The organism is Streptomyces sp. NPDC051452 (assembly GCF_044454765.1).
Classification (GTDB): domain Bacteria; phylum Actinomycetota; class Actinomycetes; order Streptomycetales; family Streptomycetaceae; genus Streptomyces.
Map to the genome: position 1 here is coordinate 1 of NZ_JBITEB010000009.1, position 26,402 is coordinate 26,402.

General features: G+C 69.9%; 22 protein-coding genes. 13 read left to right on the top strand and 9 right to left on the bottom strand.

Going from position 1 to position 26,402, the window contains the following annotated elements; translation table 11 throughout:
- Positions 1–280: 280 nt before the first annotated feature.
- Together ACIBA9_RS21265 and ACIBA9_RS21270 are read right to left on the bottom strand one after the other, a co-directional pair.
- On the bottom strand, positions 281–3,286 hold the full coding sequence (locus tag ACIBA9_RS21265; protein WP_399365072.1) for a type 2 lanthipeptide synthetase LanM family protein: 3,006 nt from the start codon (positions 3,284–3,286) through the stop codon (positions 281–283).
- 192 nt (positions 3,287–3,478) lie between these two features.
- Positions 3,479–3,679 carry a DUF6229 family protein gene (locus ACIBA9_RS21270; RefSeq protein WP_362156215.1) on the bottom strand — a complete coding sequence of 67 codons (201 nt, stop codon included), beginning with the start codon at positions 3,677–3,679 and terminating at the stop codon, positions 3,479–3,481.
- A gap of 182 nt (positions 3,680–3,861) precedes the next feature.
- Between ACIBA9_RS21270 and ACIBA9_RS21275 the strand changes: the two genes are divergently transcribed.
- Positions 3,862–4,611 carry a DUF4097 family beta strand repeat-containing protein gene (locus tag ACIBA9_RS21275; protein ID WP_399365074.1) on the top strand — a complete coding sequence of 250 codons (750 nt, stop codon included), beginning with the start codon at positions 3,862–3,864 and terminating at the stop codon, positions 4,609–4,611.
- Between the two features lie 111 nt (positions 4,612–4,722).
- Positions 4,723–5,352, top strand: coding sequence for a hypothetical protein (locus ACIBA9_RS21280; protein WP_399365076.1), 630 nt, complete (start codon positions 4,723–4,725; stop codon positions 5,350–5,352).
- 10 nt (positions 5,353–5,362) lie between these two features.
- Here the strand turns inward: ACIBA9_RS21280 and ACIBA9_RS21285 are convergent, their stop codons facing one another.
- Both ACIBA9_RS21285 and ACIBA9_RS21290 read right to left on the bottom strand, forming a co-directional pair.
- Complete coding sequence (locus tag ACIBA9_RS21285) at positions 5,363–6,562, bottom strand: spore photoproduct lyase family protein (RefSeq protein WP_399365078.1); 1,200 nt, start codon at positions 6,560–6,562, stop codon at positions 5,363–5,365.
- Between the two features lie 73 nt (positions 6,563–6,635).
- The gene (locus tag ACIBA9_RS21290; RefSeq protein ID WP_399365080.1) at positions 6,636–7,343 is read right to left on the bottom strand and encodes a TetR/AcrR family transcriptional regulator; all 708 of its coding nucleotides are present in this window, start codon (positions 7,341–7,343) and stop codon (positions 6,636–6,638) included.
- Between the two features lie 140 nt (positions 7,344–7,483).
- Here ACIBA9_RS21290 and ACIBA9_RS21295 point away from each other — a divergent pair, with 140 nt between their 5' ends.
- The 3 genes from ACIBA9_RS21295 to ACIBA9_RS21305 all read left to right on the top strand — a co-directional run bounded on the left by ACIBA9_RS21295 (position 7,484) and on the right by ACIBA9_RS21305 (position 10,595).
- Complete coding sequence (locus ACIBA9_RS21295) at positions 7,484–8,707, top strand: saccharopine dehydrogenase family protein (RefSeq protein ID WP_399365082.1); 1,224 nt, start codon at positions 7,484–7,486, stop codon at positions 8,705–8,707.
- Between the two features lie 1,046 nt (positions 8,708–9,753).
- Positions 9,754–10,107 (top strand): STAS domain-containing protein, encoded by a 354-nt coding sequence (locus ACIBA9_RS21300; RefSeq protein ID WP_399365084.1) that lies wholly within the window; start codon positions 9,754–9,756, stop codon positions 10,105–10,107.
- Entirely contained in the window at positions 10,104–10,595 is a 492-nt protein-coding gene (locus tag ACIBA9_RS21305) for an ATP-binding protein (protein ID WP_399365086.1), read from the top strand. Before ACIBA9_RS21300 ends, ACIBA9_RS21305 begins: the two co-directional genes overlap by 4 nt.
- A gap of 149 nt (positions 10,596–10,744) precedes the next feature.
- Here the strand turns inward: ACIBA9_RS21305 and ACIBA9_RS21310 are convergent, their stop codons facing one another.
- On the bottom strand, positions 10,745–11,938 hold the full coding sequence (locus tag ACIBA9_RS21310) for an acyl-CoA dehydrogenase family protein (RefSeq protein WP_399365088.1): 1,194 nt from the start codon (positions 11,936–11,938) through the stop codon (positions 10,745–10,747).
- Between the two features lie 226 nt (positions 11,939–12,164).
- Here ACIBA9_RS21310 and ACIBA9_RS21315 point away from each other — a divergent pair, with 226 nt between their 5' ends.
- The 6 genes from ACIBA9_RS21315 to ACIBA9_RS21340 all read left to right on the top strand — a co-directional run bounded on the left by ACIBA9_RS21315 (position 12,165) and on the right by ACIBA9_RS21340 (position 18,546).
- Positions 12,165–14,237, top strand: a complete 2,073-nt coding sequence (locus ACIBA9_RS21315; protein WP_399365090.1) for a TrkA C-terminal domain-containing protein — start codon at positions 12,165–12,167, stop codon at positions 14,235–14,237.
- Positions 14,238–14,365: 128 nt separating this feature from the next.
- On the top strand, positions 14,366–15,214 hold the full coding sequence (locus ACIBA9_RS21320; RefSeq protein ID WP_399365092.1) for an STAS domain-containing protein: 849 nt from the start codon (positions 14,366–14,368) through the stop codon (positions 15,212–15,214).
- Positions 15,211–15,579 carry an STAS domain-containing protein gene (locus tag ACIBA9_RS21325; protein WP_399365094.1) on the top strand — a complete coding sequence of 123 codons (369 nt, stop codon included), beginning with the start codon at positions 15,211–15,213 and terminating at the stop codon, positions 15,577–15,579. Before ACIBA9_RS21320 ends, ACIBA9_RS21325 begins: the two co-directional genes overlap by 4 nt.
- A complete protein-coding gene (locus tag ACIBA9_RS21330) occupies positions 15,576–15,995 on the top strand; it encodes an anti-sigma regulatory factor (protein ID WP_399365096.1) in 420 nt (139 codons plus the stop codon). Before ACIBA9_RS21325 ends, ACIBA9_RS21330 begins: the two co-directional genes overlap by 4 nt.
- Positions 15,983–17,029 (top strand): ATP-binding SpoIIE family protein phosphatase, encoded by a 1,047-nt coding sequence (locus ACIBA9_RS21335; RefSeq protein WP_399365098.1) that lies wholly within the window; start codon positions 15,983–15,985, stop codon positions 17,027–17,029. Before ACIBA9_RS21330 ends, ACIBA9_RS21335 begins: the two co-directional genes overlap by 13 nt.
- A 299-nt stretch (positions 17,030–17,328) precedes the next feature.
- Positions 17,329–18,546 (top strand): hypothetical protein, encoded by a 1,218-nt coding sequence (locus ACIBA9_RS21340; protein WP_399365100.1) that lies wholly within the window; start codon positions 17,329–17,331, stop codon positions 18,544–18,546.
- Positions 18,547–18,683: 137 nt separating this feature from the next.
- Here the strand turns inward: ACIBA9_RS21340 and ACIBA9_RS21345 are convergent, their stop codons facing one another.
- Positions 18,684–19,217, bottom strand: coding sequence for a hypothetical protein (locus ACIBA9_RS21345; protein ID WP_399365102.1), 534 nt, complete (start codon positions 19,215–19,217; stop codon positions 18,684–18,686).
- A 52-nt stretch (positions 19,218–19,269) separates the two neighbouring features.
- On the opposite strand from ACIBA9_RS21345, the gene ACIBA9_RS21350 reads away from it, so the two are divergent.
- On the top strand, positions 19,270–19,491 hold the full coding sequence (locus ACIBA9_RS21350) for a hypothetical protein (RefSeq protein WP_399365104.1): 222 nt from the start codon (positions 19,270–19,272) through the stop codon (positions 19,489–19,491).
- 477 nt (positions 19,492–19,968) lie between these two features.
- Here ACIBA9_RS21350 and ACIBA9_RS21355 read toward each other — a convergent pair whose 3' ends face one another.
- The 3 genes from ACIBA9_RS21355 to ACIBA9_RS21365 all read right to left on the bottom strand — a co-directional run bounded on the left by ACIBA9_RS21355 (position 19,969) and on the right by ACIBA9_RS21365 (position 23,815).
- Positions 19,969–21,180 (bottom strand): hypothetical protein, encoded by a 1,212-nt coding sequence (locus ACIBA9_RS21355; protein WP_399365106.1) that lies wholly within the window; start codon positions 21,178–21,180, stop codon positions 19,969–19,971.
- A gap of 266 nt (positions 21,181–21,446) precedes the next feature.
- Positions 21,447–22,391 (bottom strand): restriction endonuclease, encoded by a 945-nt coding sequence (locus ACIBA9_RS21360; protein WP_399365108.1) that lies wholly within the window; start codon positions 22,389–22,391, stop codon positions 21,447–21,449.
- Between the two features lie 182 nt (positions 22,392–22,573).
- Positions 22,574–23,815, bottom strand: a complete 1,242-nt coding sequence (locus tag ACIBA9_RS21365) for a hypothetical protein (protein ID WP_399365110.1) — start codon at positions 23,813–23,815, stop codon at positions 22,574–22,576.
- Positions 23,816–25,038: 1,223 nt separating this feature from the next.
- On the opposite strand from ACIBA9_RS21365, the gene ACIBA9_RS21370 reads away from it, so the two are divergent.
- Entirely contained in the window at positions 25,039–26,301 is a 1,263-nt protein-coding gene (locus ACIBA9_RS21370) for an MFS transporter (protein WP_399365112.1), read from the top strand.
- Positions 26,302–26,402: the final 101 nt, after the last annotated feature.

The window sequence follows — 26,402 nt, forward strand, 5'->3', positions numbered from 1 at the left end:
GCCCGGCCGCCCCCCCCCGCCCCGCCCGCCGCCCGGGGGGGGCGCGGGGGGGGGGGGGCCGCCCCCCGCGGGGGCCCCCCCCCCCCCCCCGGCGCCCCCCGGGGGGGGCCCCCCCCCACCACGTCGTGGACGGCGGTCCGGGAACCTGTCACGAGGGCCGCCGTCGAGGCGTTGAAGGAGTGGACCGGCCGGAACCGGTTCGGCGATCCCCGGTGCGAGGTGCCGAAGATCGTGCCCTACGACGACTGACCCGCGCTCGCCGGGGGACGGCGGGTTGCGCTCAGTCGAGGAGCAGGGGATCGGGCAGGGAAGCCGACCGGTGCATGCACAGGAGGCTGTGCACGACCCCGGCGAGCCCCGTCATGAGGCCGGGGGAGAACGCCTCGCGGGCCAGCCCCCCGACGGGGCCTCGCTGTTCCAGGCCGGTGAGGATCTCGGCGTCGAGCGCGTCGCGTGGGTCGGCTGTGTCGAGCGGACCGAGTGCGTCGAGTGGACCGGGGGCGCCGGGTGGACGAGGGGCGCCGAGTGGAGCGCGAGCGCCGGACCGGTCGCGGGCGCCGCGTTCGTCGGGCCGGCGGAAGTCGCCGAGTCCCGCGGAGGTGAGGAATTGCCAGAGGCCGAGGTCGCCGTGGCACAGGGTGTGGCTCCAGCCGAAGCCCTCGGCCGCGCAGGCCCGAGCGGCCCTGCGGGCCATGTCGAGGTGGACGGGATCGCCCGAACGCCGGTACAGGTCGAGCATGCCGATGCCGACTCCGGCGCTGCCGTGGCACCAGCTGGTGAAGAAGTCCTCCTCGGCGCCGATGCGGACGTCGAGCCAGTTGCCCTGGTCCGGATCCCACAGGGACTCCTGGAAGGTGAACGCCCGCTCGGCGAAGTGGCGCCAGGCGCGCCGCTCCGCCACGCAACCCGCCTCGCTGGACGCGAGCCGGGCGAGCACCCACCCGATGCCCGTCGCGCCGTGCGCGAAGCCGCCGATGCCCTCCGGATTGAGCCGGGTCGGCCACCGGGCGCCGCGGGCGTCGACGGTCGCGAGCCGGAGCAGCCGCCGGCCGATGTGCGCGGCGGCGGCCTGCCAGCGCTCCTGCCCGGTCACCGCCGCCAGACCGAGCAGCGGGACGACGCCCCCGGCCGCCCCGTTGAGGAGATCCACCTCGACGTCCTCGTCGACGAGGGGGCCCTCGAGCAGGGTGGCCCGTTGCGCGGCCCGTTCGAGCGGCCACCGCTCCCCGAGCACGCGGTGCAGCGCGAGCCACGTCCACACCTGCGACGCGGCGCCGCTGTACGCCCCGGCCGACGGTGTGGGCGTGCGGTCCTCGGTGCTGATCAGCACGCGCAGCGCACCCTCGAAGGTCTCGGTGACGCCCGGCACCTCGTCCGCCCGGCCGGCCCGGACCTCGTGCAGGTACTCCGCGAGCGCCAGGGTCACTCCGCCCTGCCCCGTGTAGAGGTCGGCGGGCAGCACCCTGATGGACCAGCCCGCCGGCGTGAAGACCGGACTGATCCAGGTGACCGTGCCGTCCGACCCCCGCACCGCCCCCTCGCACAGCCGGCCCACCATCCGGGCGGCCAGCCGCCGGCGACGCCGTTCGCGGTCGCGGGCGTGCGGCTCCTCGGCGGCGGCCTGGACCCGGGCGGGCAGCGAACGCTCGTTCAGATAGGCGCCCACCAGGGCGTCCTGGATCACCGCCTCCTCCAGGGCGAAGTCGGCGGTACGCCAGTCCTCGACCGTGGCGCGTATCGCCGCCGCGTCCACGGTGAACCCGAACATCGGCACGTCACCGGCCAGCAGATCGGCTATCTCGCCGTCGATGGTCTCGCGGTCCGTCGGCGCGCCGGGCAGCACGTCCGCGTTGCGCCGCAGGATGTCCCGGGCGCGCTCCACGGCGGCGGACTCGTCGTGCAGCGACGCCGGATGCCACAGCATGCGGCCGATGTCGACGTACGCCTGGGTGGGCCGCAGGATCCGGCGGGCCCGAGTCCCCTCGAACCGGCGCAGCAGCCGGACGGGGTCCAGGCCGGGCCGGCGCAGACGCTCGGTCATCTCGCGGAATCCGGCCAGGATCCGGCCCCAGTACGCGCTGAGCACGGGGGAGGCGCTGGGGTGGTTGCCCGCGGTCGGCATCGCCACCAGGTCCACCTCGAACCGGGCCGCCGCCGTGCCGCCGTCCGCGATCATCGGGCGCGGGATCAGCGGCTGCTGGCCGGGAAGCGCCCCCACACCGGAGACGTCCACCCCGCCGAGGGCGAAACCGGTGCCGCGCACGGGCAGCAGCCCGGTACGCAGCACCGTGCGCCGGATGGCGGCCGCCGCCACGTCCACCGCGTCGCCGCGGCCACTGGGCGCGAAGGGGGCCGGGGCGTCGAAGAGCGTCTCGGCGTCCACGATCACCGGCACCGGACCGGCCGCGACCATGTTCTCGGCGTGCATGTCGGTGCCGCCGGTGAAGCGGAGGACGGCCAGCCAGTGCCCCATGTTCCGGTAGAACGCGGCGAGTTCCGCGTCGTCCGCGCAGTAGCGGTGCTGGACGAACTCGGCCCAGCCATAGCCCGCGCGGGGGAGCGTGCGGGGCACCCGGATCCGTTCCTCCGGTGCCGGGGCGCCGGGGAAGTCGGCGAACACCTCGTCCAGCAGGGCGCCGAGAGCGACGTCCGCCTCGGACGGACGTGGTTTGTACATGACGGTGCCGCCGGTGAGGTCGATCCGGCTGACGGTCAGGCCGCCGCGGTGGCTGTCGCCCGCCCCGAACGTCACACCCCGGATCCGGCCCACGGTCGCCCCGGCGCCGCCACCGCGGCGCCGGCCGCCGAGCAGCGGCGCGAGCAGGGCGCGGTCGGCGGCGAACCGCCCGGCCACGGACGCCGTGGCCGCCACGGACATCCGGGCCACCGTGGCGACCCGTGGACCGAGGCCGGGGTAGCGGTCGGCCAGCTTGTCGAGATAGCCCTCCCGGCCGGCCTGTTCGATGAACGCGGCCCAAGTGCCGGTGTCGGCGACCGCCGTGTCCGCCGAACGTGCCCAGGCCGCCGCTCCGGCCACGGGATCGGCCCCCTGGGCCATCCGCAGCGCGTGGAGCTCCACCAGGAACAGCCGGGCGAGCTTGGCGTGCAGCGATCCCAGAAGCGCGGTGTGTCCCGCCGTCAGCAGTACCTCACGCTCTCCCCGGTCCAGGCCGTCCACGGCGCCCAGGCGCCGGGCCAGTTCCTCCCGCCAGGGACGCGCGATCTCGCGTACGGGCCCGGCGAACCAGTCCGCCCGCTCCCCGCCGTCCGGTGCCGATCCGCTCACCCTGCATCCTCCCTGCTCCCTGGCACGGCCCGTCCGGCCGGGCGTGCGCGCAGAAGACACGGGGAACGGCGCGGCCGATACCGGCGCGTCCCCACCCGGCGTACCGGGCGTACGGGCAGCCGGAAGCCGGGGCCGGGTTCCCCGGGGCCCCGCCGGTGCCGCCGGGCCGCGGCACCGGGCGGGACCGGGCGGTCAGCAGCACCAACTGCCGTGCGACCCGCTCGGGCTGGAGCAGAAGCCGTACAGGGAGTCGGCCGGGTCGGTGAGCGCGGCCTCCGCGGCGGCACCGCCGACGTACAGCGGACCGGCGGGGTTGACCTGCCCGTACGCGCTTTCCGCGCCCGACAGCCACGCTTCGAGCACGGCGGCGTTGTGCGCACTGGTCTGGGACATCGGTGGCCTCCGAAGTCGTGAACCGGGCGGTTTGCCCAGCCCGAGTATCGCGGTGTTCGGCGAACCGTCAGATTGCTTTTCCGGCCACAGTGCCGGGGTGGGCGCCCGTGCGCGGGCGGCCGGTCATGACGGTGCCGGGCCGGGGCACCAGGAGTGGCATGAAGCCGATGACGACAAGGGGCTTGACCCGAGCGGCCGTTGCCCTGGCACTGCTTCCCGTCGCCGTCTCGTGCGGCGGCGCCCCGGTACCGGGCGGTGGCGACGGCGCCGGCGGTCCGGCGGCCGCGGCGGGCCCCGCACCGGGCGCCCTGGGGAAGGACCTCGTCATCACCAGCGACAACGGACTGCGGCTACGCCCGGCCGATGGTCACCGCGTCGGCGTGGACGACCGCGTCGACCGCCACTGGTCCCACCACGGCGACACCTGGGTCCTCGACCTGTCCTGCCCGGACCAGGACCACGGCCACCCGTGTGCCCGCATGCCCGAGGTGGACGTCCCCGACGGCGCCGACGTCACCGTGACCGCCCGGGACGCCGGCGTCGACGTGGTGGGAGTGGACACCGCTTTGGACCTCACGACCGTCAACGGCGATGTGACCGTGACGCGTTCGGGCCGGGGCGACGCGGCGGTGCGACTGTCCACCCGTAACGGCACCGTGCGCACCGCCGCCCTCGACGCGCGCCGGGTGACCGCCACGACCACCAACGGCGACGTGGTCCTCGCCTGCGACACCGCGCCGACGGCCGTCACGGCGGCGACCACCAACGGCTCGGTCGCCGTGACCGTGCCACCCGACAGCCCGGCCTACCGCGTCGCCGCGACCACCGCCAACGGCCGCGCCACCGTGGACCTCCCCGCACGCGAGGCCGGCCACGGCCCCGTCATGAAGCTGACAACGGTCAACGGTGACGTCGGCGCGCGCCGCGGCTGAGCGCCCGGCGGAGGGAGTCCGACCCTGGCCGGGGTGGCCCCGCCCGACTCGCGTGCCGGCCCGGCACCACGGACGATGACGTCAGGAGCTCACTCACGCAAGGAAGACCTGATGCCTTCCCATCGCCGCCCCCGTCCTCGCCGCGCCCGCCTCACCGCCATCGCCGCGACCTGCTGCTGCCTCGCGGCGAGCGCTGTGCTCACCGGATGCGGCGGCGGTGGCGGCGGCACGGGCACTTCGTCCAGCCGTACGCCCACCGCCCCGGACACCGGCTCGTTCTCCGGGGCGCCGCCCTCGGCGCTGGCGTCCTCCGCGGCCTCCGCCGTCGCCTCCGCCCGGGCGTCGGCCTCGGCGGCCGCATCCTCGGCGTCGGCCCGGGCCTCGGAGTTCGAGGCGTCGGTGTCGGCCGACTCGGCGCGCCGGACCGCCGCCGCCGAGAAGGAGCTGAAGGGCGTCAAGGGCGGCGGGAACGCGCGGGCCGAGGTCGCCATGACCGGCGTGCCCAAGGCACAGTCGGGCGGTGTGCTCGCGGTCCTGGTCACCATCACCAACAAGACGAGCCGGAAGGCGTCCTACGCCGTGCGGGTCGACTTCGAGAACGCCGATCACCACGTGGTCGAGACCCGGTTCACCGGCGCGGAGAACCTCCAGCCGGGGAAGAAGGAGCAGCCCGTCGTCTTCAGCCATGAGCCGTCCGACGTCCGACTCACTCCCCGTCTGACTCAGGCCCAGCGGTACTGAGACCGGGCGCTCAGAAGGCGTACCGGATGCGCAGCCAGGGCGCGTGGGCCGCGACCAGCTCGCGCAGCGCGTGCACGGCCTCGCCCTTGACCCGGTTGCCGTAGCGGACGTTCAGTGCCCCGTTCTCCGAGCGCTTGCCCTGCTGAAGATCGGGCCGCCACAGCACTTCCTCGGCACGGGGGTGCCAGCCGAGGTTGACCTCGTGCAGCTCCCGATTGTGGGTGAGCATGATCACCTCGGCGGCGGCCTGCCGCTTGACCCGGTCCGGCAGGACGTCGTCGAGGTTGCGGAGCAGTTCGCTCCAGGCATCCTGCCAGCCAGGGCGCAGGACGACCGGCGAGAGGTTGAAGTGGACCTCGTAGCCGGCGTCCAGGAAGTCGGCCGCTGCGGCGATCCGGTCACCCACGGCGGAGGTGCGCAGGTCCAGCAGCCGCGAGTCCGCCGCCGGCATCAGCGAGAACCGGATACGGGTGCGGCCGCGCGGGTCGAGCGCCAGCAGGTCGGGGTTGACGAACTTGGTGGCGAAGGAGGCCTTCGCCGTCGGCCACCGACGAAAGCAGCGCACCAGATCCGCGGTGTTGTCGCAGATCAGCGCGTCCACCGAACAGTCGCCGTTCTCCCCGATGTCGTAGACCCAGGCGGACTCGTCGCACTGGTTCGGTTCCCGTTTGGGCCCCTGGCGTACGACGTGCCGCCCCAGGTGGGCGATGATCTTGTCGATGTTGGTGAAGACGGTGACCGGGTTGGCGTACCCCTTGCGGCGCGGCACGTAGCAGTAGGCGCAGGCCATCGCGCACCCGTTGGAGGCGCCGGGCGCGATCCAGTCGGCTGACCGCCCGTTGGGCCGTGTGGTCAGCGTCTTCTTCTCGCCCAGGACAAGCGTCTCGCCCTTCACGCGGACCCAGCGCTCGACGTTGCCCTCGTTGCCGTGCAGTCCCGGGATCCGCCAGTGCGAGTCGACCTCGACGACCTCGGCGTCCGGGAAGCGGGCGAGGATCTGACGGCCGCGCGGGGAGGCGGCCGCGGCCGGCTCGGCGTAGATGGCCCGCACCGGCAGCAGGCGGCGGGCCGCGGCGGAGTCACGGAACGAGGTCCCGGCGTGTGTCCCGGGCGTACCGGCCGCTCCGGGCGCCGTGACGCCGTCCAGCGCGTCCAGACCGAACAGGGCGTCGGAGCCGTCGTCGTCCGGGGCGGCGGAGGGGTACCGCATCTGTACTCCGCTCGGGATCGGGAGGCATGACCGCGATCCACTCTAAACGGGCGTGTCGGTCGGGTGCGCGTCCTCAGGAGCCCGCGGAGGCCAGCTCGGCGGCGGCGCCGTCCAGCAGGGTGTCCAGGACGACCGGGTAGGCGCTGTGCGGCATCCGGGCGGCCAGCAGCCGGGCGGTCGCGGCGATGTGCGGATACGACTCGGCGGGGAGCCGGGCGTACGTGGAGGTCCACATCTCCTCGTCCGCCGCACGGGCCTGCTGCGTCAGGGCGAGTGCTCCGGCGTCGAGCGCGGCGAAGGCGAGGCTCAGGTCGATGAAGGCGTGGTAGAGGCGGACGGCGGCGGCGTCCGGGAACCCGGCGGTGCGCAGGATGCCGAGGATCGTCTCGTCGACCGCGATCTCCCGGGGCCGGCCGGTGACCCGGCTCGCGGTCAGGGCGGCGGCGTGCGGATGGGCGAGGTACGAGGAGTGCAGAGCCAGGCCGAGCGCCCGCAGGTCGGCCCGCCACTCGCCCGTGGCGGACCAGTTCTCCAGCGCCCGCCCCATCAGCTCCTCGCCGATGGCCCGGGTCAGGTCGTCCATGCCGGCGAAGTAGCGGTAGAGCGTGCTGGGGTCGGCGCCGAGGGCGGTGCCCAGCCGGCGCGCGGTCAGGCCGCCGCTGCCGTGCTCGCGCAGCACCCGCAGGGCGGTGTGCACGATCAGCGTCTCGGACAGCACGGTGCCCCCCTGGGTCTTGCGGCGTCTGCGCCGCGCCGACTCGGGCACCACCTGCTTGACCATACGGACCCCTCCTCACTCGCCCCCCGACCCTTATGCCAACACGGTTGACCTTATCTCGTGCCGTGCCGTTGCATCAGGTCATCCCGCAAGGCGTGTGCCTGCCGGACAAACGTGTGCCCTCTGGAGAAAGGTGTCCGAACATGCGAGTACTCCTCGTGGGAGCGGGCGGTGTCGGAACCGCCGTCACCCGGATCGCGGCCCGGCGCGGCTTCCTGACCCACATGGTCGTGGCCGACTACGACCTCGGCCGGGCCGAGGCGGCCGTAGCGGCGGTGAAGGAGCACGGGGACCGGTTCAGCGCACGGCGCCTGGACGCCTCCGACGAGGACGGCGTGCGCCGGCTGCTCACCGAGGAGCGCTGCGACGTCCTGCTCAACGCGACCGACCCGCGCTTCGTGATGCCGCTGTTCCGCGCGGCACTCGCGGCGGGCGCCCACTACCTGGACATGGCGATGTCGCTGTCCGCCCCGCACCCCGAGCGCCCCTACGCGGAGTGCGGCGTCAAGCTCGGCGACGGACAGTTCGAGCTGGCCGGCCGCTGGGCGGACTCGGGCCGGCTGGCCCTGGTCGGCATGGGCGTGGAACCCGGCCTCTCCGACGTCTTCGCCCGGTACGCGGCGGACGAACTCTTCGACGACATCGAGGAGATCGGCGTCCGGGACGGGGCCGACCTGACCGTGGAGGGCTACGACTTCGCTCCCTCCTTCAGCATCTGGACCACCATCGAGGAGTGTCTGAACCCGCCGGTGGTCTACGAGAGGGACCGCGGCTGGTTCACCACCGCGCCGTTCAGCGAGCCGGAGGTGTTCGACTTCCCCGAGGGCATCGGCCCGGTCGAGTGCGTGAACGTGGAGCACGAGGAGGTGCTGCTGATCCCCCGCTGGGTGGACGCGCGCCGGGTGACGTTCAAGTACGGCCTGGGCGACGACTTCATCGCCAAGCTCAAGACCCTGCACGCGCTGGGACTGGACTCCACCGAGAAGGTCACCGTCCCGGGCGAGGACGGGCCGGTGCGGGTGTCCCCGCGCGACGTGGTCGCCGCCTGTCTGCCCGACCCGGCCACCCTGGGCGACCGGATGACCGGCAAGACCTGCGCGGGCACCTGGGTGAAGGGCACCAAGGACGGCGCCCCGCGCGAGGTCTACCTCTACCACGTGGTCGACAACCAGTGGTCGATGCGCGAGTACGGCTCCCAGGCCGTGGTCTGGCAGACCGCCGTCAACCCGGTCGTCGCGCTCGAACTCCTCGCCACCGGCGCCTGGTCGGGCCGTGGCGTCCTCGGCCCCGAGGCCCTGCCGCCCCGTCCCTTCCTCGACCTGCTGACCGAGTACGGCTCCCCCTGGGGCCTGCGCGAGCAGGGCTGACCCCAGGGAGACGGCCGAGCCGGTGGGGTGGCGGGGGCGCCCTCCACCCCACCGTTGGCCGACTGCGCGGACGCCTGGGACACCCCGGGCCCGGTCCGGCGATCCGGTGGCCATCCTCGATCACGGCCTCCAGGTGGCGGCACCGCTCGCCGAGCGCCACCCGGACGACGCGGAACCGCGACTTACCGGGCCCGTCCACCACATCCGCCACCAGCCGGTGCCCGCCGACGAGGCGAGCGGTGGCACCCGCGGCCTCACCGCCTTCCCCGCGTCGTCGGCGCGGCGCGGGGCGATCGCCGCCGCGAACGCGGGATCCGCCTCGAACGCCGCCACTTCCGGCGCGGTCGTCGGGCCGCGCCCTGACAGCCGAGTGTGCGAGCGCCTCCCGCGGACAGCGCGAGATGCGGGTCCTCGGTGGCCAGGTAGCGCTTGGCGGGATGTGCGGGCCACCAGCCGGGCGACGACGTACGGCGGCGCCGACTCGTACGAGTACCAGGGCTCCCGGCCCTCGCGGGTGAACCGGCCGGCCGAGCCGATCCCGTCCTTCGGCAGCGAGCCGTCGGGTCCGACGCCGTTCGGCGGCGACCGCGGTCCGTCCGGCCCGCCGACCTCCCCGGGTCCCGGCGCTCCCGGGGGTCCGTCCGGCTTCGGCGGGGAACGGCGTCCGCAGGGCCCCCCCGTCCGGCTTCGGCGGCGGCCAGGGCCCGGGCCCCGGCGGCCCGGGTGGCTTCGGCGGCGCCCCGGGTCAGGGTCCTTCTCAGGTACCTGGGCAGGGTCTCCTCGAGCCCAGCAGACCCTCGACCGCCCCGGCGGTGTGCTCGCCGTGTCCCGGAGTCGTGGCGCCCCGTCGTCGAGCGGGTCGCCGCCGGACAGCGGCGGGAGCCGTGAACCGGGCCGGATCGGCTCCGCTGCCCTTGTCAGCCCGCGCTTGACCAGCCGTCGGATCCCCCGCCCTACCGGGACGCCTGCCGCATCAGGTGTTCGACCGGTCATTCGTAGGCGGAAAGCAGTCCCCTTCGCCGTCCGGATCGGCCACCGTGGTGGTGATGAACGTAGGTGACGACGACGGCCACGTACAGGAGACGTGCTCCGTCCAGGTGGACACATCCCGCGACGGGCGGGAGGTGGTGATCAGACTCAGCGGTGAGTTCGACCTCGAGTCCGAACTCGACCTGGAACTCGTCCTGGAGGTGGCCTCCGCCGCGCGGTCGGTCGAACTGCACGTGGCCGAGGTCCGGTTCGCCGACTCGACCCTGCTCAACCTGCTGCTGCGAATGGCGGACAGGTTCGACGTCCGGCTGGTCGGGCCGCTGCGGCCCCAGTTCGCCAAGCTCATGCGCCTCACCGGTGTCCTGGAGCGGTTCTGCGTCCACGGCCTGGAAGAGGAGAGACCCACATGAGGGCCGATGGCGTCGAGCGTTGGACGCTGCCGAGGAGTGGCGCGGTGACGTACGACAGAGGGTGCCTCCACTGCCGCCGCGGGCGGTCGGGCGACCCGTGGCCCGGTACCCGGGGGGAGCGCCCCGCGCTGCTGACGCTGGAGAGTCCCGGCGCGACCATCGCGGACGCCCGTCGCGCGGCGGTCCAGTACGTCACGGTGTGCTGCCCGCGCATCGACGCCGAGGCCGTCGAACTCGTCGTCTCGGAGCTGTGCACCAACGCCTACCGGCACGCCACCGGCTGGTGGCGGCTGCGCGCGCACGCTCACCCGGGCCGGCTGGTGCTGGACGTGGACGACGCCTCCACGACGCCGCCGCGGCCGAGGAGACCGGACAACGTGCACGGGACCGGCGGCTTGGGAATCCTGCTCGTAGACCGGCTGACCGACGGGCGCGAGACCCTACGGCACCCGGCGGGCAAGACCGTACGGGTGACGCTGAGGTACTGAACCCCGGCTACCGGTGCGACCCGGCCGTCACCCGACTCGGCCTCGGCCGCCCCGGCCTCGCCGGGTGCGACCGCGTCCGGCGGGGCTTCGTTCGGCGCGGCGCCCGCATCCGGCCCGTACCCGCGTGCCGGCACGAGCTGTCCGGGTGGTCAGACGAAGGCGCTCTCCCCGGTGATCGCCTTGCCGACGATCAGTGTGTTCATCTCGCGGGTGCCTTCGAAGGAGTAGATGGCTTCCGCGTCCGCGAAGAACCGGGCGACGTCGTAGTCCAGGACGATGCCGTTGCCGCCGAAGATCTCCCGGGCCCAGGCGACGACCTCGCGCATCCGGCCGGTGACATGGGCCTTGGCCAGTGACGAGTGCTCGTCCCGGAACACCCCGGCGTCCTGCAGCCGGGCCAGCTGCACCAGCATGCCCCAGCTCGACGTGATGTTGCCCAGACTCTTCACCAGCAGGTCCTGCACCAGCTGGAAGCCCGCGAGCGGACGGCCGAACTGCTGCCGCTCGGTGGCGTAGCGCAGGGCCAGTTCGTAGGCGCCCACCATGACACCGAGTGCCTGCCAGGCGACGCCGCTGCGCGTGGCGCGCAGGATCTCGGCCACATCACGGAAGGACGACACGTTCTGCAGCCGGTCGGACTCCGGCACCCGGACGCCGGTGAGGGTGATGTCCGCGTTCTCGACGATGCGCAACGACGTCTTGTGCGCGATCTTCTCGGCCTCGAACCCGGGAGTCCCCTTGCCGACGACGAATCCCTTGACCTGGTCGTCGGCGACATCCCTGGCCCACACGACCACATGGTCGGCGAAGGTCGCGTTGCCGATCCACCGCTTGGCGCCGTCGAGCACCCAGGTGTCGCCCTCGCGCCGGGCGGTCGTAGGCATACCGGCCGCGATGTCGGAACCGTCGAGCGGCTCCGTGAGCGCGAACGCCCCGATGGTGTCCATCCGCGCCATGCCCGGCAGCCACCGGTCCCGCTGCTCCTGGTCGCCGCCGACATGGACGGCGTACATGGCCAGTCCGTTGTGGACGCCGAAGAACGTGGCGACCGAGGCGTCGACGCGGCTCATCTCCATCGCCATCATCCCCGACAGCAGATGGCTGGTTGCGGGACCCTGTTCGCCGTAGCCCTCGTACGACAGCCCGACCAGTCCGCTCTCCCGGAAGCGGCTGATCAGCTCCTTGGGGAAGGTGCCCTGCGCCCAGTTCTCGGCCACCAGGGGCTGGACCTCTTCACGCATGAACGTCCGCGTCCGCAGCAGGACTTTGCGTTCCTCCTCCGTCAAGGCGGCCTCGAAGTCGTAGAAGTCGGCCAGGTTCTGCTGTTCCGAGAGTGAAGTCATGGGGCCCTTCTTCCACGCCAGGGCCGGGCAATGCGGCCCGGTCCACAGGCGCGTGCGTTCCGGCCTCCCGGAGGCACCAGGTCGGCCAGAGCAGCAGATCGAGGAAGACGGCGAGCGGCCCCAGCGGCACCGAAAGGATGAACGGGCCCGGTGGCGCGGCGTGTCGTGGGGGCGCAAGCCGCACGCTGGGAGCGACGGGCAGGTAGGCGGAGGTCTGGGAGCGGATGTGGCCGGGCGGCAGCGGACTTCGTTACGGGACCGAGCGCGTTATCTGTTCGACAGGAAACTGGCCCGCAGTACGGGGACGTTGCTGAGCTGGCTCGCGCTCGGCTGCCTCGGTGTCGTCGTGCCCGTCAGCACCGCGCTGGTGTGGATGGACCCCGCCGCGCCGCGCTCCCTGTCCGGTCGGCTCACCGCGGTGTGGCGCACCAGCGCGGAGACCCTGCGTCTGGGGGTGGCGACCGGGGCGCCGCCGCGGATGCTGCTCTCGGTACTGCTCGGCCTGATCGCCCTGTTGTGTGTGTCGACCCTGGTGGGGGTGATCACCACGGGGCTCGGTGACCGGCTCGCGGAGCTGCGGCGGGGACGCTCCACGGTGCTGGAGCGCGAACACGCCGTCGTGCTCGGCTGGTCGGAGCAGGTCTTCACGGTGGTCGCCGAACTGGTCGCGGCCCTAAACGGCCGCGGGCGGGGGGTCGTGGCGGTGCTCGCCGACCGGGACAGCGCCGAGATGGACGCGGCACTCGCCGCCACACCGGGTACGGCCCTCGGCCGCCGGCGCTCCGGCCGGGCCCGGCTGGTCTGCCGCAGCGGAACGCTCACGGATCCCGCGGCCCTCGCGCTCGTCGCCCCGGCCGTGGCGGGTTCGGTGCTGGTGCTGCCGGCCGAGGGCGCCGAAGCCGACCTGGAAGTGGTGCGGATCCTGCTGGCCCTGGGATCACTGATCGGCGCGGCGGCCGGACCGCCGGTCGTGGCCGCCGTACGGGACGGCCGTTATCTGCCGGCCGCGCGACTGGCGGCCGGCCCGCGCGGCGTCGTCCTGGAGACGGACATGACGACGGCGCGGCTGCTGGTGCAGTCGGCTCGTCGCCCGGGCCTCTCGGCCGTCCTGCGCGATCTGCTCGACGCCGCGGGGGCCGAGTTCCACGTCGTCGAGGGGGAGCGGTTGGCGGGATCGACCTTCGGGGAGGTCGCGGTGCGCTGGGAGGCCGCCTGCGCGGTGGGGCTCCTCCGGGCCGACGGCCGCCCCCTGCTCACCCCCGGGCCGCAGACACCGCTGGAACCGGGGGACCGACTCATCGTCGTGGCCCACGACGACACGGCCCCGCCGACCGACTGCCGCACACCGACGGCACCGCCCGAGCCGCCCGGGAACTGCCGAGCCACGCCCGCTCAACCGCCGGGTCCCGAAGCGCCGGTACGGGTACTGCTGCTGGGCTGGAATCGGCGGGCGCCACTGATCGTGGACATCCTGCGGCGGACCGTCCGGCCGGATTCCGTCCTCGATGTCGTCACCGGGCCGGACGACGAGCTCCCGCCGGCGTCGCCGGAGCCGCCGTCGCTCGCCGGGCGGCTCGCCGTCTCGTACCACGTCGGCGATCTCGCGCGCCCCGAGACCCTGCCCGCGTTCGACCTGTCCGGCTACGACAGCGTCATCGTGCTGGGCACGGACGCGGGCGCCGGTGGCGCACGGCCCGACGACCGCACCCTGCTCGCCCTGCTGATGCTGCGAGCGTGGGAAGAGGAGACGGGGCACGCGCTGCCGGTGGTGGCCGAGCTGCACGACCACCGCAGCCGGGCCCTCGCCCCGCTGGGCCCGGCCTCCGACGCGGTGGTCCGGGGTGAGCTGACCGCCCTGCTGATGGCCCAGATCTGCCGGAACCCGACGCTCGCGCCGGTCTTCGAGGAGGTGTTCGCCGCCCGGGGCGGCGCCCTCGGCCTGCGTCCGGCCGGCCGGTACGTGGCGCCCGGCCGTGCGGCCTCCTTCGCGACGGTGGTCGCGGCCGCCCTGCGGCACGGTGAGTGCGCGATCGGCTACCGCGCCAACGCACCGCGCTCCACCCGCCACGAAGGGATTCGTCTGTGCCCCGGCAAGTCCGAGCACCGGGTGTGGGCGGCCGAGGACGAGATCGTCGTGGTGCTGCCCGTCCCCGCGGTGCCCGCCGCCGCGGACGACACCCGCGAGGGGCTGCTGCCCCGGATGAGACAGGACGACACCGGGACGAGACGGAACACCGGTATGAGACAGGACACGAAAGGGAGTGACTCGTGCGGGGGTGATCCCCCGGAACTACGGTGAGACACCCGTGAGACCACCGAGCGAAAGCGGCCGGAATGGTAGGAAAGGCAACGGTTGTGGCGGCCGGGCCCACACGCTTGTCGTATCGTCTCCCTGGCATATCCAATCAAGTGTTTGGTGGGGAAGACGTGGCGACCGAGAGCAACACGCACCTTCTGGTCGAGACACTGACCGCCCAGCGTGATGCGTTCCTCACTCAGTGGACCGAATCGGTGGGCGCGGACCTGCAGGGCCGGTTGAGCACGGCCGAGCTGGGCCGTGAACTGGGGGAGCTGTACGGAGCCATCGTCCAGGGACTCGACTCCGGGGGACTGGACGGCCGGGGGGAGAACTTCGGTGAGGCGCGCAGCCTGCTGATCGAGCTGTCCCGCAACCGCGCCCGGCAGGGCTTCACCCCCACGGAGACCGCGCGCAGCGTCTTCACCCTCAAAGAGGTGCTGGAGCCGACCCTCACCGGCGACGACCGGGGCGCCCGGGCCTACCTGCTGTTCGCCCGGCTGCTGGACGAGTTCGCGCTGCTGACGACCGAGGCCTACGTCCGCACCCGCGAGGAGATCATCTCCTCGCAGGCCGAACAGCTCCTCGAACTGTCCACGCCGGTGGTCAAACTCTGGGACAGCGTCGTCGGCGTACCGCTGGTGGGCACGCTGGACTCCGCGCGTACCCAGGTCGTCATGGAGAAGCTGCTGCAGACCCTCGTCGACAGCAACGCCACGCACGCCATCATCGACATCACGGGCGTCCCTACGGTGGACACCCAGGTCGCGCAGCACCTGCTGAAGACCGTCGTCGCCGCCCGCATGATGGGGGCGCGGTGCATCATCTCCGGCATCCGCCCGCAGATCGCCCAGACCATCGTGGCCCTCGGCATCGAGTTCGGTGACATCCCGACCAACGCCTCCCTGTCGGACGCGCTGCGCCAGGCGCTGAAGGAAGTCGCCCAGGACGCCGAGGACGACGTGCGGGGTCTGCTGTGACCGACCGCGTCCCCGTCCTCAAGATCGGCGAGATCCTGCTGGTCTCCATCCAGACCGATCTGGAGGACCAGATGGTCATGGACCTCCAGGACGATCTGTCCCACCGTATCGTCGCGACCGGCGCCAAGGGTGTCGTCATCGACATCTCCGCCCTGGAGATCGTCGACTCCTTCGTCGGGCGCATGCTGGCCACCAACGCCTCGATCTCGCGCATCCTCGGTGCCGAGACCATCGTCGTCGGTATGCGGCCCGCCGTCGCCATGACGCTCGTCGAACTCGGGCTGTCCATGAACGGCGTCCGTACCGCCCTCAACCTGGAGCGCGGACTCAAACTGCTACGACGTCTCAACGCGGGCCGGGCATGAAGGATTACGGCGCCGCAAGCGCCCTGACCGAGACCGTCTCGGTAGCCAACAGCAGTGACGTGGTCTCGGCACGGCAGATGGTGCGCACCCTCGCCCAGCGCAGCGGGCTGTCGCTGGTCCACCAGACCAAGCTCGTCACGGCGGCCAGCGAACTGGGACGCAACATGCTGATATACGGCGGCGGAGGGGTGGTCCGCGCGGCCGCCGTCACCGACGCGGGCCGCTCCGGCGTCTACGTGGAGTTCCGCGACCAGGGCCCGGGAATACCGGACGTCGAACTGGCGCTCACCGACGGCTGGACGTCCGGCAACGGGATGGGGCTCGGCCTCAGCGGTGCCAAGCGGCTCGTCGACGAGTTCGCCATCGAGTCCGGATCGGACGGTACGACCGTGCGCATTGTGAAGTGGGGCCGGTGAACGGCACGCTCGTCACCGAAGCCGGGGACGTGTCCTGGCTGCGCTCGGACATCGCCCTGGCGGCGGCGGCGCGCCGACAGGCCGCCCAACTGGCCCGCGGCATCTGCCTGCCCGAGGAGCGGGTGGCGCGCGTCGAGCTGTGCGTGACGGAGATGGCGACCAATCTCCTCAAGTACGCCCACGACGGCTCGCTCGCACTACGCGTGGTGCGCGCCCGCGGCAACGCGGCCCTGGAGTGCCTCTCCCTCGACAACGGGCCCGGCATCGACGACGTCGAACGGGCGCTGCGCGACGGCGCATCGGCCTCCGGCACCCTGGGGATCGGTATGGGGGCGATCGGGCGGCTCGCCGACGTCTTCGGCGTCCACTCCCTACGCGGGCGGGGCACGGTGGTCTGCGCGCGCTTCTGGGCGGACGGCCAGGTGCCGGCGGCCGGCCCGGTGGAGGCCGGCGGACTGACCCGCCCGATCAGCGGTGAGCAGGTGTGCGGCGACACCTGGGCGGTGCGCACGGTGGACACCGCGGGCTCCGCGGGGCTGCTGCTGATGATGTGCGACGGCCTTGGGCACGGCCCGCTCGCCGCCCGGGTCGCGGACCGGGCCAGGGAAGCCTTCCGCGACAGCCGCAACACGAGCCCGACCGCCGTGCTGGAGGACCTCCACCGGGGCCTGCGCGGCACCCGTGGCGCCGCCGCGGCGATCGCGTTCATCGACTTCGCCGGCCGGCGCGTGCAGCTGAGCGGAGCGGGCAACATCACGGCACTGGTCGGCACCGGTGACACCCGCACCGGACTGCTCTCCCTGCCGGGCATCGTCGGCGTGCAGCTGCCCCGGCCCCGGGCCTTCGAGGCGGCGTTCCCGCCCGGCGCCGCCCTCGTCATGCACTCCGACGGTCTCAGCGACCGGTGGAAGCCGGCCGACTTCCCCGGCCTGTTCACGCAGGACCCCGCCGTGGCCGCCGGGCAGTTGCTGAACCAGGCCGCGGTCCGCAGGGACGACGCCGGTATCGTCGTCGCGCTGCACAGGCAGCCGTGACCACCGGGCCGTCCGGCTACACGAGTTGATCACGATCGCCCTCCGGGAGGCGGGCGACGTGGTCACCTCGCGCCGGTGCAGAGTGATGAATTGTAAAGATTATCCCGTTTATCTGAATATGCTCAAGCGTTTTTGGTCGTGCGGGTCATCGGTTTACGTCGTCGTCCCGCCGGCGTTGCCTCACGGCTGCGGATGACCCACCATCCGGCCGCCAACTCCCCTGCCCTCGCTGCGCTGATCAGCCACGTTCAAAGTCGTGGCTGACTGCCAGTGGCGCGGCGTACGCTCTGGTTATCTGTGTGGATCATTCCAAGATCGGACCAACCATGTCAGCCCTGACAGACCCGCTCGATGACGCCCAACTCACCTTGCTCAAGATCATGGCTGAGCGCTTCCTAGAGGATGGGCAGTGGCCGTTCTGGCACTACGTCGATGGAACGATGGACCAGCTGGGGCATGACGATGCTGAGGCCGTGCTCAAGTCTCTGCCGAAGGTTGGGGGCAGCGAGTCTTCCGGCCTTGTGGGGCCGTGGTACGGGTTGGCGTGGTACGACCGGGTTCATCTGGCGGACGACAGCCGCCCGGCCGTCACTGCTGCCGCTGGTCTCCACTCGCCCGAGCTGCGGCACTTCTTCGGCGATAACTTCGTTTCTGTCTTGCAGTACTTGGTCAATCACCAACGGAATGTCAGGTTCTCGCCCAATCAGTCGGACCCCACATACATAACCTCGGACGACTTCAAGCGGGACCATCCTGCCGTAACAGACGAGTTCGTTGCGGCATTGCCGGGCGTCTTTGAGCACGAGCCGGTATTGCGGCGCGGCTATCAGCCGTGGGGTACCAATCCCGGTGGATGGCGGTTTCAACTCCACAAGTGGCTCAAGGACTACCGGAATATCGATGACTTGCCGGGCTATGTGGCGAAAGTTGCCGAGGTGACAGAGGCGGCTATCAACGCCCAGCTTCCGGCGAGCCCGTTTCGTGCGCCGTCGCAGGTTTTGGGATCATCAGGAGGCGTGATGGCAACGCACGGTGGGATCGCGGCCGGTGTGTTCTCGTCCGGTCTGCCAACCGTTGCGGGCGCCATCATTCCCCGCACCACTCTTCCGCCCGAGGAGCCGAAGCAGTACGTCAATGAAGACCTCATCAAGGAGCTTGAGGCCAAGCAGGGTCAAACCCGACTCAGCCCGGACAAGCTCTTGCAACTCGTGCGGGAGCTAAACGCCTGCTTCCAGGATGGCCACGCTTACGCCTGCCATGCCTTGGTGCGGGCCATCATCGACCACGTGCCGCCGATTCTCGGGGAGAAGTCATTTTTGACAGCGGTGAACAACTACGCCTGGCCGACGGACGCGGATAAGAAGTACGCCAAGAAGCTGCTGGAGTTCAAGAACCAGGCGGATGACGTCATGCACCGGCAGATCCGCACCAGCCGGGGCGTCATCACGGTGCACGACATTCCCAACTCTGGGTACATCAACGCCCTCTTGCGGGTGTGCATCGACGAGCTCCAGTAGAGGAAGCCACTTAAACTCCGCTTAGGCCATAGCTCCGTCAGCGGAATGCCACGACCGCAGTTGAATTCGCCACCGCTGCTCAGCTCCACGCCCCGTCTTGCTGAGCAGCGAAGTTCAAAGCTGGTGCTCACGCCACCCTAAAACGATCCTCCCGTTGCCGCGAGCGTCAGCAAGCGGTCGACCAAGAGAGATTCGAAATCCTGAGTCGTGCGGATGTCCTCTATCTGCTTCAGGGTTACCACCAAGATGCGGCGGTTAGCTGCTTGAGCTAGGTCCACAATGTGGTGTGCGTTCATCCGGTCGTGCTCGTCACCGGTAATACCGTTCGCAGCAACGATGATACCTAGCTCAATCGAGCGATTATCGAGCTTGGTCTTGAAGGCGCCAACCGTCGCACTGTCTACCGGCTTATCCCAGTTCTTGCGCTCCACCAAGAATAGGTGCGGGAAGGCGCACAGCCATTCCGCCACCTTCCGGTTGACAACGGCAATGTCGATCTCTGCACTCTTGAAGCGGTCGATCGAGTTACGGCGTGTCCGCACTCCCGGCAGTTCTTCCAGCAGGTAACAAAACAGCTCCTCTAAGGCGTCCCCGCGGGCCTTGGTGGTCAGGCTCTTGTCTGCCCCCTGGACAAGCAGCTTCTGCATTTTCGTGACCGAGTAGGCAGCCATGTCACATTCGCCCCACGGCTTCAACTACGGCATCATTCATGAGGAGCACAGGATGGCTGGAGAGCGCGACGCAGACGAGGGCCTCCACGAGAAGTGGGACAACTCCGATTACGTCACTGCCAACCCCACCGACGATCCGCAGTACCCCGATGGGTCGTACTACGTGTCGTACGGCAACGACGATGACGGCCATGTCACCCAGGTCTTCGATGAGGACGGCGACCAGATCGGCGGAGCCACGGGCGTGGACGTCGACGAGGATGACGACGAATAACTACACATAGGCTCCAGTGGGCTGATCTGCACCCCGGTGCCGGATCAGCCTTTTTCATTGCCGTAACCAGGACAAAGCATCACGAAGCAAACACTTCAACCCATCATTGACCGGTTCTCCGTGGGCTCCATCAAGGACATGAACGACTGCCAGGGCGGTTGGCTTCTCGGGACGACACATGGCCGCTTCTGCTTGTTGGACGGTGGCACCGAGCTGGCAGATGCCCGCGCGACTGAAGCCGAGCGGCGGGCCGAGGTGGGCCCCTCAATGAGGCGCATACTTCTGCCCGACTACCAGGGCCAGCCGACCGACGACGCTTCATACGCCCACGTCCAGGGCCACTACTAGCGCTCTACCGCCTTGATGAACCGTCATGAGTTCGACGCCGGCCCCGGCCGACGGCTGCCAGCAGTCCGGCCGGACGAGCGGCATCACGGGCTCTGATGAGGCGTCATCGAGGCGAGTCCGCGGGCGCCATCATGCAGTCGCGTTCATGAACGCCATTGGGCCCCAGTTACGCAGACGCCAGACCCCAGGTAGCGATGAGGCGATGGGTTGGCCATCGGGGTCTTCATGGAGCCAGCGCAGATTCACGGTCTGTTGGGAGCCGTCTGCAAAGCGCAGCACAACCCCGATCAGGCATACGGCCGGAGCGGTATGATCAATGGCCGTGACCTCATAGCTCTTAAGGTCGAAGCCTTCGTACTCAATCCGTACCAGTCGAGGCATAGCATTACCGTGCGGTTGACGTACTTCAGTCGAGATTGCTTGAGTCATCCGGCCGTAGTTTTTAGCCACCCAGGCAGTTAGGAACTGATCGGCTAGCTCTCTCGCCGGATGCTCGACAAAGCCGTCTTCTCCGGAGCGCCAGATAGAAGGCTGCCATGCTTCATTGGCACGCATGCGCTTATCGTTTTCGGCGATCTGGGCGAAGACTTCTTTCCAGCTGGTTTTCTCTGGGGGCGGTTGCTGTTCCTTAATCCGCGCCCGCGCCCAGTCAGTCACGGCAAACAAGCGATTCCATGCCTTGGTCGCAACCACTGCGTTGTCGTAGTTAAGTATGCTGCCGTGCACGATGCCATTGCGATACAGCTCGAAGACTGGCTCCTCGCTGGTGGCGCTCTTGCCCTTGGTGAACGTTTTATGGGCGTTCGTTAGCCCCATGTGATGCCCAACCACGCTGTCCCAGGCGCGGAGCTCCTCCGCTTCCCGGGCATGCAGGCCACGACGCACCGTCTCAAACTCATTTACAAAACCATCCATCACGCTCAGCAGAACATGAATGCAGGCGTAGTACCTCTCACTGAAATAATCGTCCTGAGCTTTGTGGATGAGCGCCAACCTCTTACGCATGGCAGGCAATTGCCTGAGCGGTGTAATCATACGGCGCAGGTTGTCAGGGTTGTTGTACAGCGCGATTAGCCCAGCCTCCACTTCCTCTGCCTCGGCGTGCGCGTTCAGAAGGACCGTGATGTCATCAACTGGCAGCGTGTCATGGAAGATCCAGTTTCGGGGCCCGAGGATCTTGTAATACTGGTCCACGACGTCGCCCAAACCCTTGATCTGCTGCTCAAGAGTCTTCACGGTTGCCCGCTGATTTCGAGAGAACAGGCTTAGCGCTCGCAGGCCCTGGAGTTGTCTCTTCATCTCCACAAACGAGGGGAGATCGTGCGCCGATTGATAGTCCATTTGGGTATGCTACGACTTAGCTTGCTCTAGTACTAGCCAATTTCGTTTGCAGCGAAGTCACATGACGATGCGCCACATCTGAGGACCGTGCTCGCCCTCATCCGGCAGAACTGGCCCAGGCCGACAGGACGATGACGGATCATGTTGGCGGCTCCTCGACCATGCAGAGCGACCGCCCTGACGCCGCCGGCCTGGAGATGACCAAAGCCCCGGTCACGTACTCCAAGCACGTTCACGAGGCTCTGATGATGCTGGGCTCCTGCTCGTCAATCTGCGGCGGAGAGGATTTTGGCGACCGGCAACGAGCAGTGCCCGGTCTCGCTCGCGTGGCGCTTCTTCCGGCGCAGAAGCTCGTCCAGGCGGATGCGCTGCTCCAGTACGGCCATGAAGTCGAGGCCATCCATGGTGATGAAGGGCGTGCTGTAGGCGTACATGTCCAGGGCGTCTGAGGTGAAGCCGCTCATGCTGACGTAGAGGCCCAGGGTGTTCTTGCCCTTGCGCTCAATGTTGGTCTTGAAGATGTCGAGCAACGGCCGCCCGATGGCCTCCTTCCACCACTTGGCCTCCAGGACGTAGTGGTCGGTGTCGAAGGAGAAGGCACCATCGATCTGCTCATGCTCCAGGCTGTACGACGCCCGCGGGTCCAGGTCGTACAGGGCGAACAGCTCGTCGATGAAGCCTTCGAAGTCCCGTCCACGCTGGTGCTTGTCCGTGGCCTGGTGCATCACGAAGAAGCGCTGCTTCAGGTCCTCGTGGGCCTCGGTGAACGCCCGGATGACCTGGGCCTGCTTGGCGCTTTCGGCGATGGTGGCCGCGTGCTCCTCATGCTCTTTGATGATCTCTTGCTGCTTGCCGGTCCAGCGCCGCAGCTCGGCCACGGCGGTCTCAGCCAGTGCCACCTTCTCGGCACCATCGACCTGTCGTTCGAGGTTCGGGAACCGGTCCATGCCCGCAATGTCGAGCATGAGCGCCACGGTCACATCGAGGTAGCGCGCCTCATTGGCTCGGAGAAGGTTCACCAACTCCCCGGCCGTCTCGCGCTTGGTCCGGCCGAAGTCGAGGCGGGCCATGAGCTCGCTGTGGTCCTGCAACATGCCGCGCACGTAGCGCTCAAAGTCGTCCTTGTTCCAGATGACCCGCCAGAGCGCATAGGCCAAGGCGTTGTACGCACTGGGATTGATCTTCTTGTTGCGGGCACCATCCTGCTGCACCGACCCCCTCCTCTATACGCACTGTCACCGACCTATCACGGTACCGCGCAGGCGGTCGCTGATCAGTAGGTACGACAACCCCTGATCCAAGAGGGTCGTGATGACGCGTCATCCAACGGACGTCGGCGCTTCGACGGCACAGGCCGGTGATGCGCAGTCCAAGCGCCAGCTGGTGGTCGTCATTAGAGCCAGTAGTAGCGACCCTCGCCCACGTAGTCTGGCTCTTCCCATCCGGCGTTTTTCGGATGGTTCTGCCAGAACGAACGGAGCAACATCAGACTCTCGACGACGACTGCCATGAGCTCCGCCTGGTCGCGGATGAAGTTCTTGTTGGTGAGGTTCGAGCGCACGGTGTGTGCAGGCTTCTGTCGTGCGGTACGAACGTCGCGCAAGGGCTTCAGCACGCCCCGGCGCGCGTCTTCCGGGATGTTGTGCTTGGCAAGGAGGCGGTCTAGCCGATTCAAGCTGCCAATGGCCTGGTCGTTCTCGTCCTTCCGTGGCACGTCAGCCGCATCGAAGGCTTTGTGTTGCAGGTTCTCGGACAACAGCTTGTCCAGCTGGTGGATGAACGAGTCGTACTCATGCTGGGAGGGACGAAGCACCCAGCCGAACTCACGTGGTCTGTCTACTGTCTTCAGTAGCGGCACCCCGAACGCCTGAGTGTGAAGCTTGTTCCAAGCCTCCAGCTCGAAGAAGAACCGGGCGAACGGGCCGAGGCCATCAGGCCAGTGCCCCATCTGGGCAGCCATCCACACAGGGTGAGGCTGAACCTCCGGCTTCGCCGTGACCTCATAGGTTCGCCACCGCTGCTGATGGGCGGGCGTCAGCTTGGACAGGTCGCCCAAGAAGGCGCAGATATGGCGGGTGATGGGCTCGCTGCTGTCGCGCTTGATGGTCGTCCCGTTGTAGGCAAAGCCAACATGGTAGATCGACGTCTTGTCGTCCGGGTCCTCATCTTCATCCAGGTAGACCTCATCTGAGACCGAGATCCTCACTCCGAAGTCGTCAAAGTCGAAGTGGAAGCGGGGGTCGTTGCGGTAGCTCTCCAGTACATCGAACCGGAAGTAAGCCAACTCCAGCGTGCCGCGCCCCTCGGCCAGCCGACGCCGGTACGGCTCATCATGATGCAGCTGGGGCTCTAGGCGGCCAGCCAATGCCTTAGCGGTTGGATAAAGGCAGATTGCACCGTGCTCACTGGCCGACTCTTGGATGTCAGTCCTCTGCGCTTCAATTGGGCGCCTGGTTGGCCACGGGCGGATGTGGGGGTTCGGGTAGTCGGCCTCGCCGACGACCTCGATGAGTCCATCATCGAGCAGGCGAATAGCCTCACGCCGGACGTCTTCCGGCTCCTCATGAAAGAAGTATCCGTTGAAGTCGCCTGAGCCAAGGTAGTGTTGGGCTACTTCATCCATTAGGTCTGTCATGTCCAGATAATACCAGCGATGACTGGTATCAGACAGCGATTTTCCCCTCGTCCGCGGGCTGACGATGCCCCGCGCCGGCGGCGCGATGACACAGGCCGATGATGGGCAGTACGAGCCCCGGCTACGCCTCCGGCATCCTCATCCTGAGCTCACGCGGGAACGACTGTAGAGAAGGCTCAATGGCCTCCAGCATGGCTTCCAGGTTCGCGCCGTACAGGAACACTGTGCACTCGCTGTTGCCGTAGTAGAAGCCGCCACACTCACCCACCCTTGCGTCCCGGACAGCCTGGTCTAATGCCGTAGCTAGCTTGTGCGCCAGTTGCGCATCTTTCGGCTCACCGAGCGGGCTACTCAGGTCGAACTCGAAGCAGAGCACTTCATCGTCTGGCCCGGGGACGAACGGAGTGCCGTGGCGGAGCGGGTGACGGGCGGGTCAAGCACTTCATAGTCACCGGCCAGGAGGGCGGATGCGCTGGCGCAGGTGCTGTCGGATGAGCTGGCGAGCCTGGGCGGGTGGGGCGTCCGTTAAGCCGAGGGCGGCGCGCAGATGAACCAGCTTGGTGGCCGCCTTGGCGTCTGTGATCCCGTGCCCGAGGAGCGTTTGGAGTTCGCGGGCTACCGCCGTAATGGCGGGCTCCCCCCGGTTCGGCATGATCCGCCCCCGTCACCCGTGCTTGGGCTGGATAGGAGCAAGATTTTCCACTTATGTGTACGGCCTGGCTAAAGGGTGCACGGCACTACTTGCGTTCATCGCGGGGCGGCCCCTGCCGATGATGGCCCCGCATAAGCCGTTGTGCGGCCCGCAGGCGGCCCGGCACCGTCCAGGCTGGCCACGGGACGCGCGGGCACGCTTCTGACCAGGCAGGCAGCAGCCCAGCGGTTCGAGGGGTACCGGTCGCGCCCGGGGGTGCATACGCTATGTCTGGCATCGACGCCGGAGGTCTGCGCCCGGCTACCGGGCCGCCGCCCGCCGCCCGCCGGACGGCAGCGACGACGTGGCGCTGATGGGCTGACGCCTCAACGCCGTTCAGCCGCGCCGGGGCCCGGCCGCGGCCGAGGGGGTGGCGTTGCCGTGCGCGGTCGGCTCGCCTGTGGGCGGTGCCGGTGTCCGGCAGCCGCCCGGTGGCTCGCCCCTCGCCGAGCACGCGGTGGGCCCGGTGGCGCGCGCTCCAGCGCTGAAGCGGTTCCTCGCCCGCCGGCGGTCAGCGGTCATAGTGGTTCGTATGAGGGTGTCGACGCGGTTCAGGCGTGGTGCTCCGGCGCGTTCGGGTCGTCCGGCCGGCGCCGGGGTGGGAAACGCCGTCGGCTTCCGGGTCGTCGCGGCGGTCTTCGCCGTGGCCATCGCGTTCTCCACCGTGCCGACCCCGCTCTACCCGCTGTACGAGAAACGCGACGGCTTCGGCGCGTTCACCGTGACGGTCGTCTTCGCCGTGTACGCGGTGGGGGTGGCGGTGGGCCTGGTGTTCACCGGCCACCTCTCCGACCGTATGGGCCGACGCCCGGTCCTGATCGCGGCGCTTCTCGGCGAACTGGCCGCCGCCCTCGGTTTCCTCCTCTGGCCCGACCTCGCCGGACTGCTCCCGGCGCGGTTCGTCACCGGGCTCGGCGTGGGCGCGGCCACGCCCACGGCCACCGCCTACCTCCAGGACCTGGACGCACGGGCGCGACCGGGGGAGGGGCCGGGCCGCTTCGAGGCCGTGTCCACCGCCGCGAACATCGGCGGCCTCGGTGTGGGACCGCTCGTCGCCGGACTCCTCGCGGCCTACGTCCCCGCCCCCGTCCGCACGCCGTACGCGGTCTTCGCCGTCCTGCTCGCCGCCGCTGCCGCCGCCGTAACCGCCGTGCCGGAGACAGTCGCCCACCCGACCCGCCCCAAGCCCTACCGGGTGCAGCGGATCCGGGCGCACGGCGGGGCCGTACTCTTCGGCCGGGCGGTCGCGTGCGCCTGCGCGGGCCTGGCCATCTTCGGGCTCTTCACCTCCCTGGCGCCCGCCTTCCTCGCCACCGCCCTGCACCAGAACTCGCCGGCCGTCGCGGGCGCCATGGTCTTCGGCGTCTTCGCCGCCGCGGTCCTCGGCCAGCTCCTCTCCGCCCCCCTGCGGCCCGCCGCCAGAGAGGCGATCGGTGTCGCAGCGGAGGCCTCCGGCTGCGCCGCCGTGGCCGTGGGAATGGTCTCGGGGAACCCGGCCCTCTTCCTCGTCGGCGGCGCCGTCGCCGGGCTCGGTGCGGGAACCCTCTTCAAGGCCGCCGTGGCCCTGGTCGCGCGGGCCGCGCCCGAGGAGGTACGCGCGGAAGCCCTCGCGACCTTCTTCCTGGCCGCCTATACGGGCCTCGTCGTCACGTCCCTCGGACTCGGCGTCGCGGCACAGCTGACCACCCAGGCGACGGCGACGCTGTGGTTCTCCGGCTTCCTCGGCCTGCTGCTCGCCACGATCGTCCTGCTCGGCCGGGTCGACCGGACATCCCGCGAGGGCCGACCCGCATGACCGGCACGCCGCCCCACCCGCGTCCGCGACCAGGAACGCGCACGACCGCGACCACGGGCCGGCCGGTCACCGGATGCGGCACCGTGCGCCGACTGCCGAGC

Coding starts and splice junctions, on each gene's coding strand:
- ACIBA9_RS21270 (WP_362156215.1), bottom strand. CDS start 3,679: ATGTCCCAGACCAGTGCGCACAACGCCGCCGTGCTCGAAGCGTGGCTG.
- ACIBA9_RS21280 (WP_399365076.1), top strand. CDS start 4,723: ATGCCTTCCCATCGCCGCCCCCGTCCTCGCCGCGCCCGCCTCACCGCC.
- ACIBA9_RS21285 (WP_399365078.1), bottom strand. CDS start 6,562: ATGCGGTACCCCTCCGCCGCCCCGGACGACGACGGCTCCGACGCCCTG.
- ACIBA9_RS21290 (WP_399365080.1), bottom strand. CDS start 7,343: ATGGTCAAGCAGGTGGTGCCCGAGTCGGCGCGGCGCAGACGCCGCAAG.
- ACIBA9_RS21295 (WP_399365082.1), top strand. CDS start 7,484: ATGCGAGTACTCCTCGTGGGAGCGGGCGGTGTCGGAACCGCCGTCACC.
- ACIBA9_RS21300 (WP_399365084.1), top strand. CDS start 9,754: ATGAACGTAGGTGACGACGACGGCCACGTACAGGAGACGTGCTCCGTC.
- ACIBA9_RS21305 (WP_399365086.1), top strand. CDS start 10,104: ATGAGGGCCGATGGCGTCGAGCGTTGGACGCTGCCGAGGAGTGGCGCG.
- ACIBA9_RS21310 (WP_399365088.1), bottom strand. CDS start 11,938: ATGACTTCACTCTCGGAACAGCAGAACCTGGCCGACTTCTACGACTTC.
- ACIBA9_RS21330 (WP_399365096.1), top strand. CDS start 15,576: ATGAAGGATTACGGCGCCGCAAGCGCCCTGACCGAGACCGTCTCGGTA.
- ACIBA9_RS21345 (WP_399365102.1), bottom strand. CDS start 19,217: ATGGCTGCCTACTCGGTCACGAAAATGCAGAAGCTGCTTGTCCAGGGG.
- ACIBA9_RS21350 (WP_399365104.1), top strand. CDS start 19,270: ATGGCTGGAGAGCGCGACGCAGACGAGGGCCTCCACGAGAAGTGGGAC.
- ACIBA9_RS21355 (WP_399365106.1), bottom strand. CDS start 21,180: ATGGACTATCAATCGGCGCACGATCTCCCCTCGTTTGTGGAGATGAAG.
- ACIBA9_RS21365 (WP_399365110.1), bottom strand. CDS start 23,815: ATGACAGACCTAATGGATGAAGTAGCCCAACACTACCTTGGCTCAGGC.
- ACIBA9_RS21370 (WP_399365112.1), top strand. CDS start 25,039: ATGAGGGTGTCGACGCGGTTCAGGCGTGGTGCTCCGGCGCGTTCGGGT.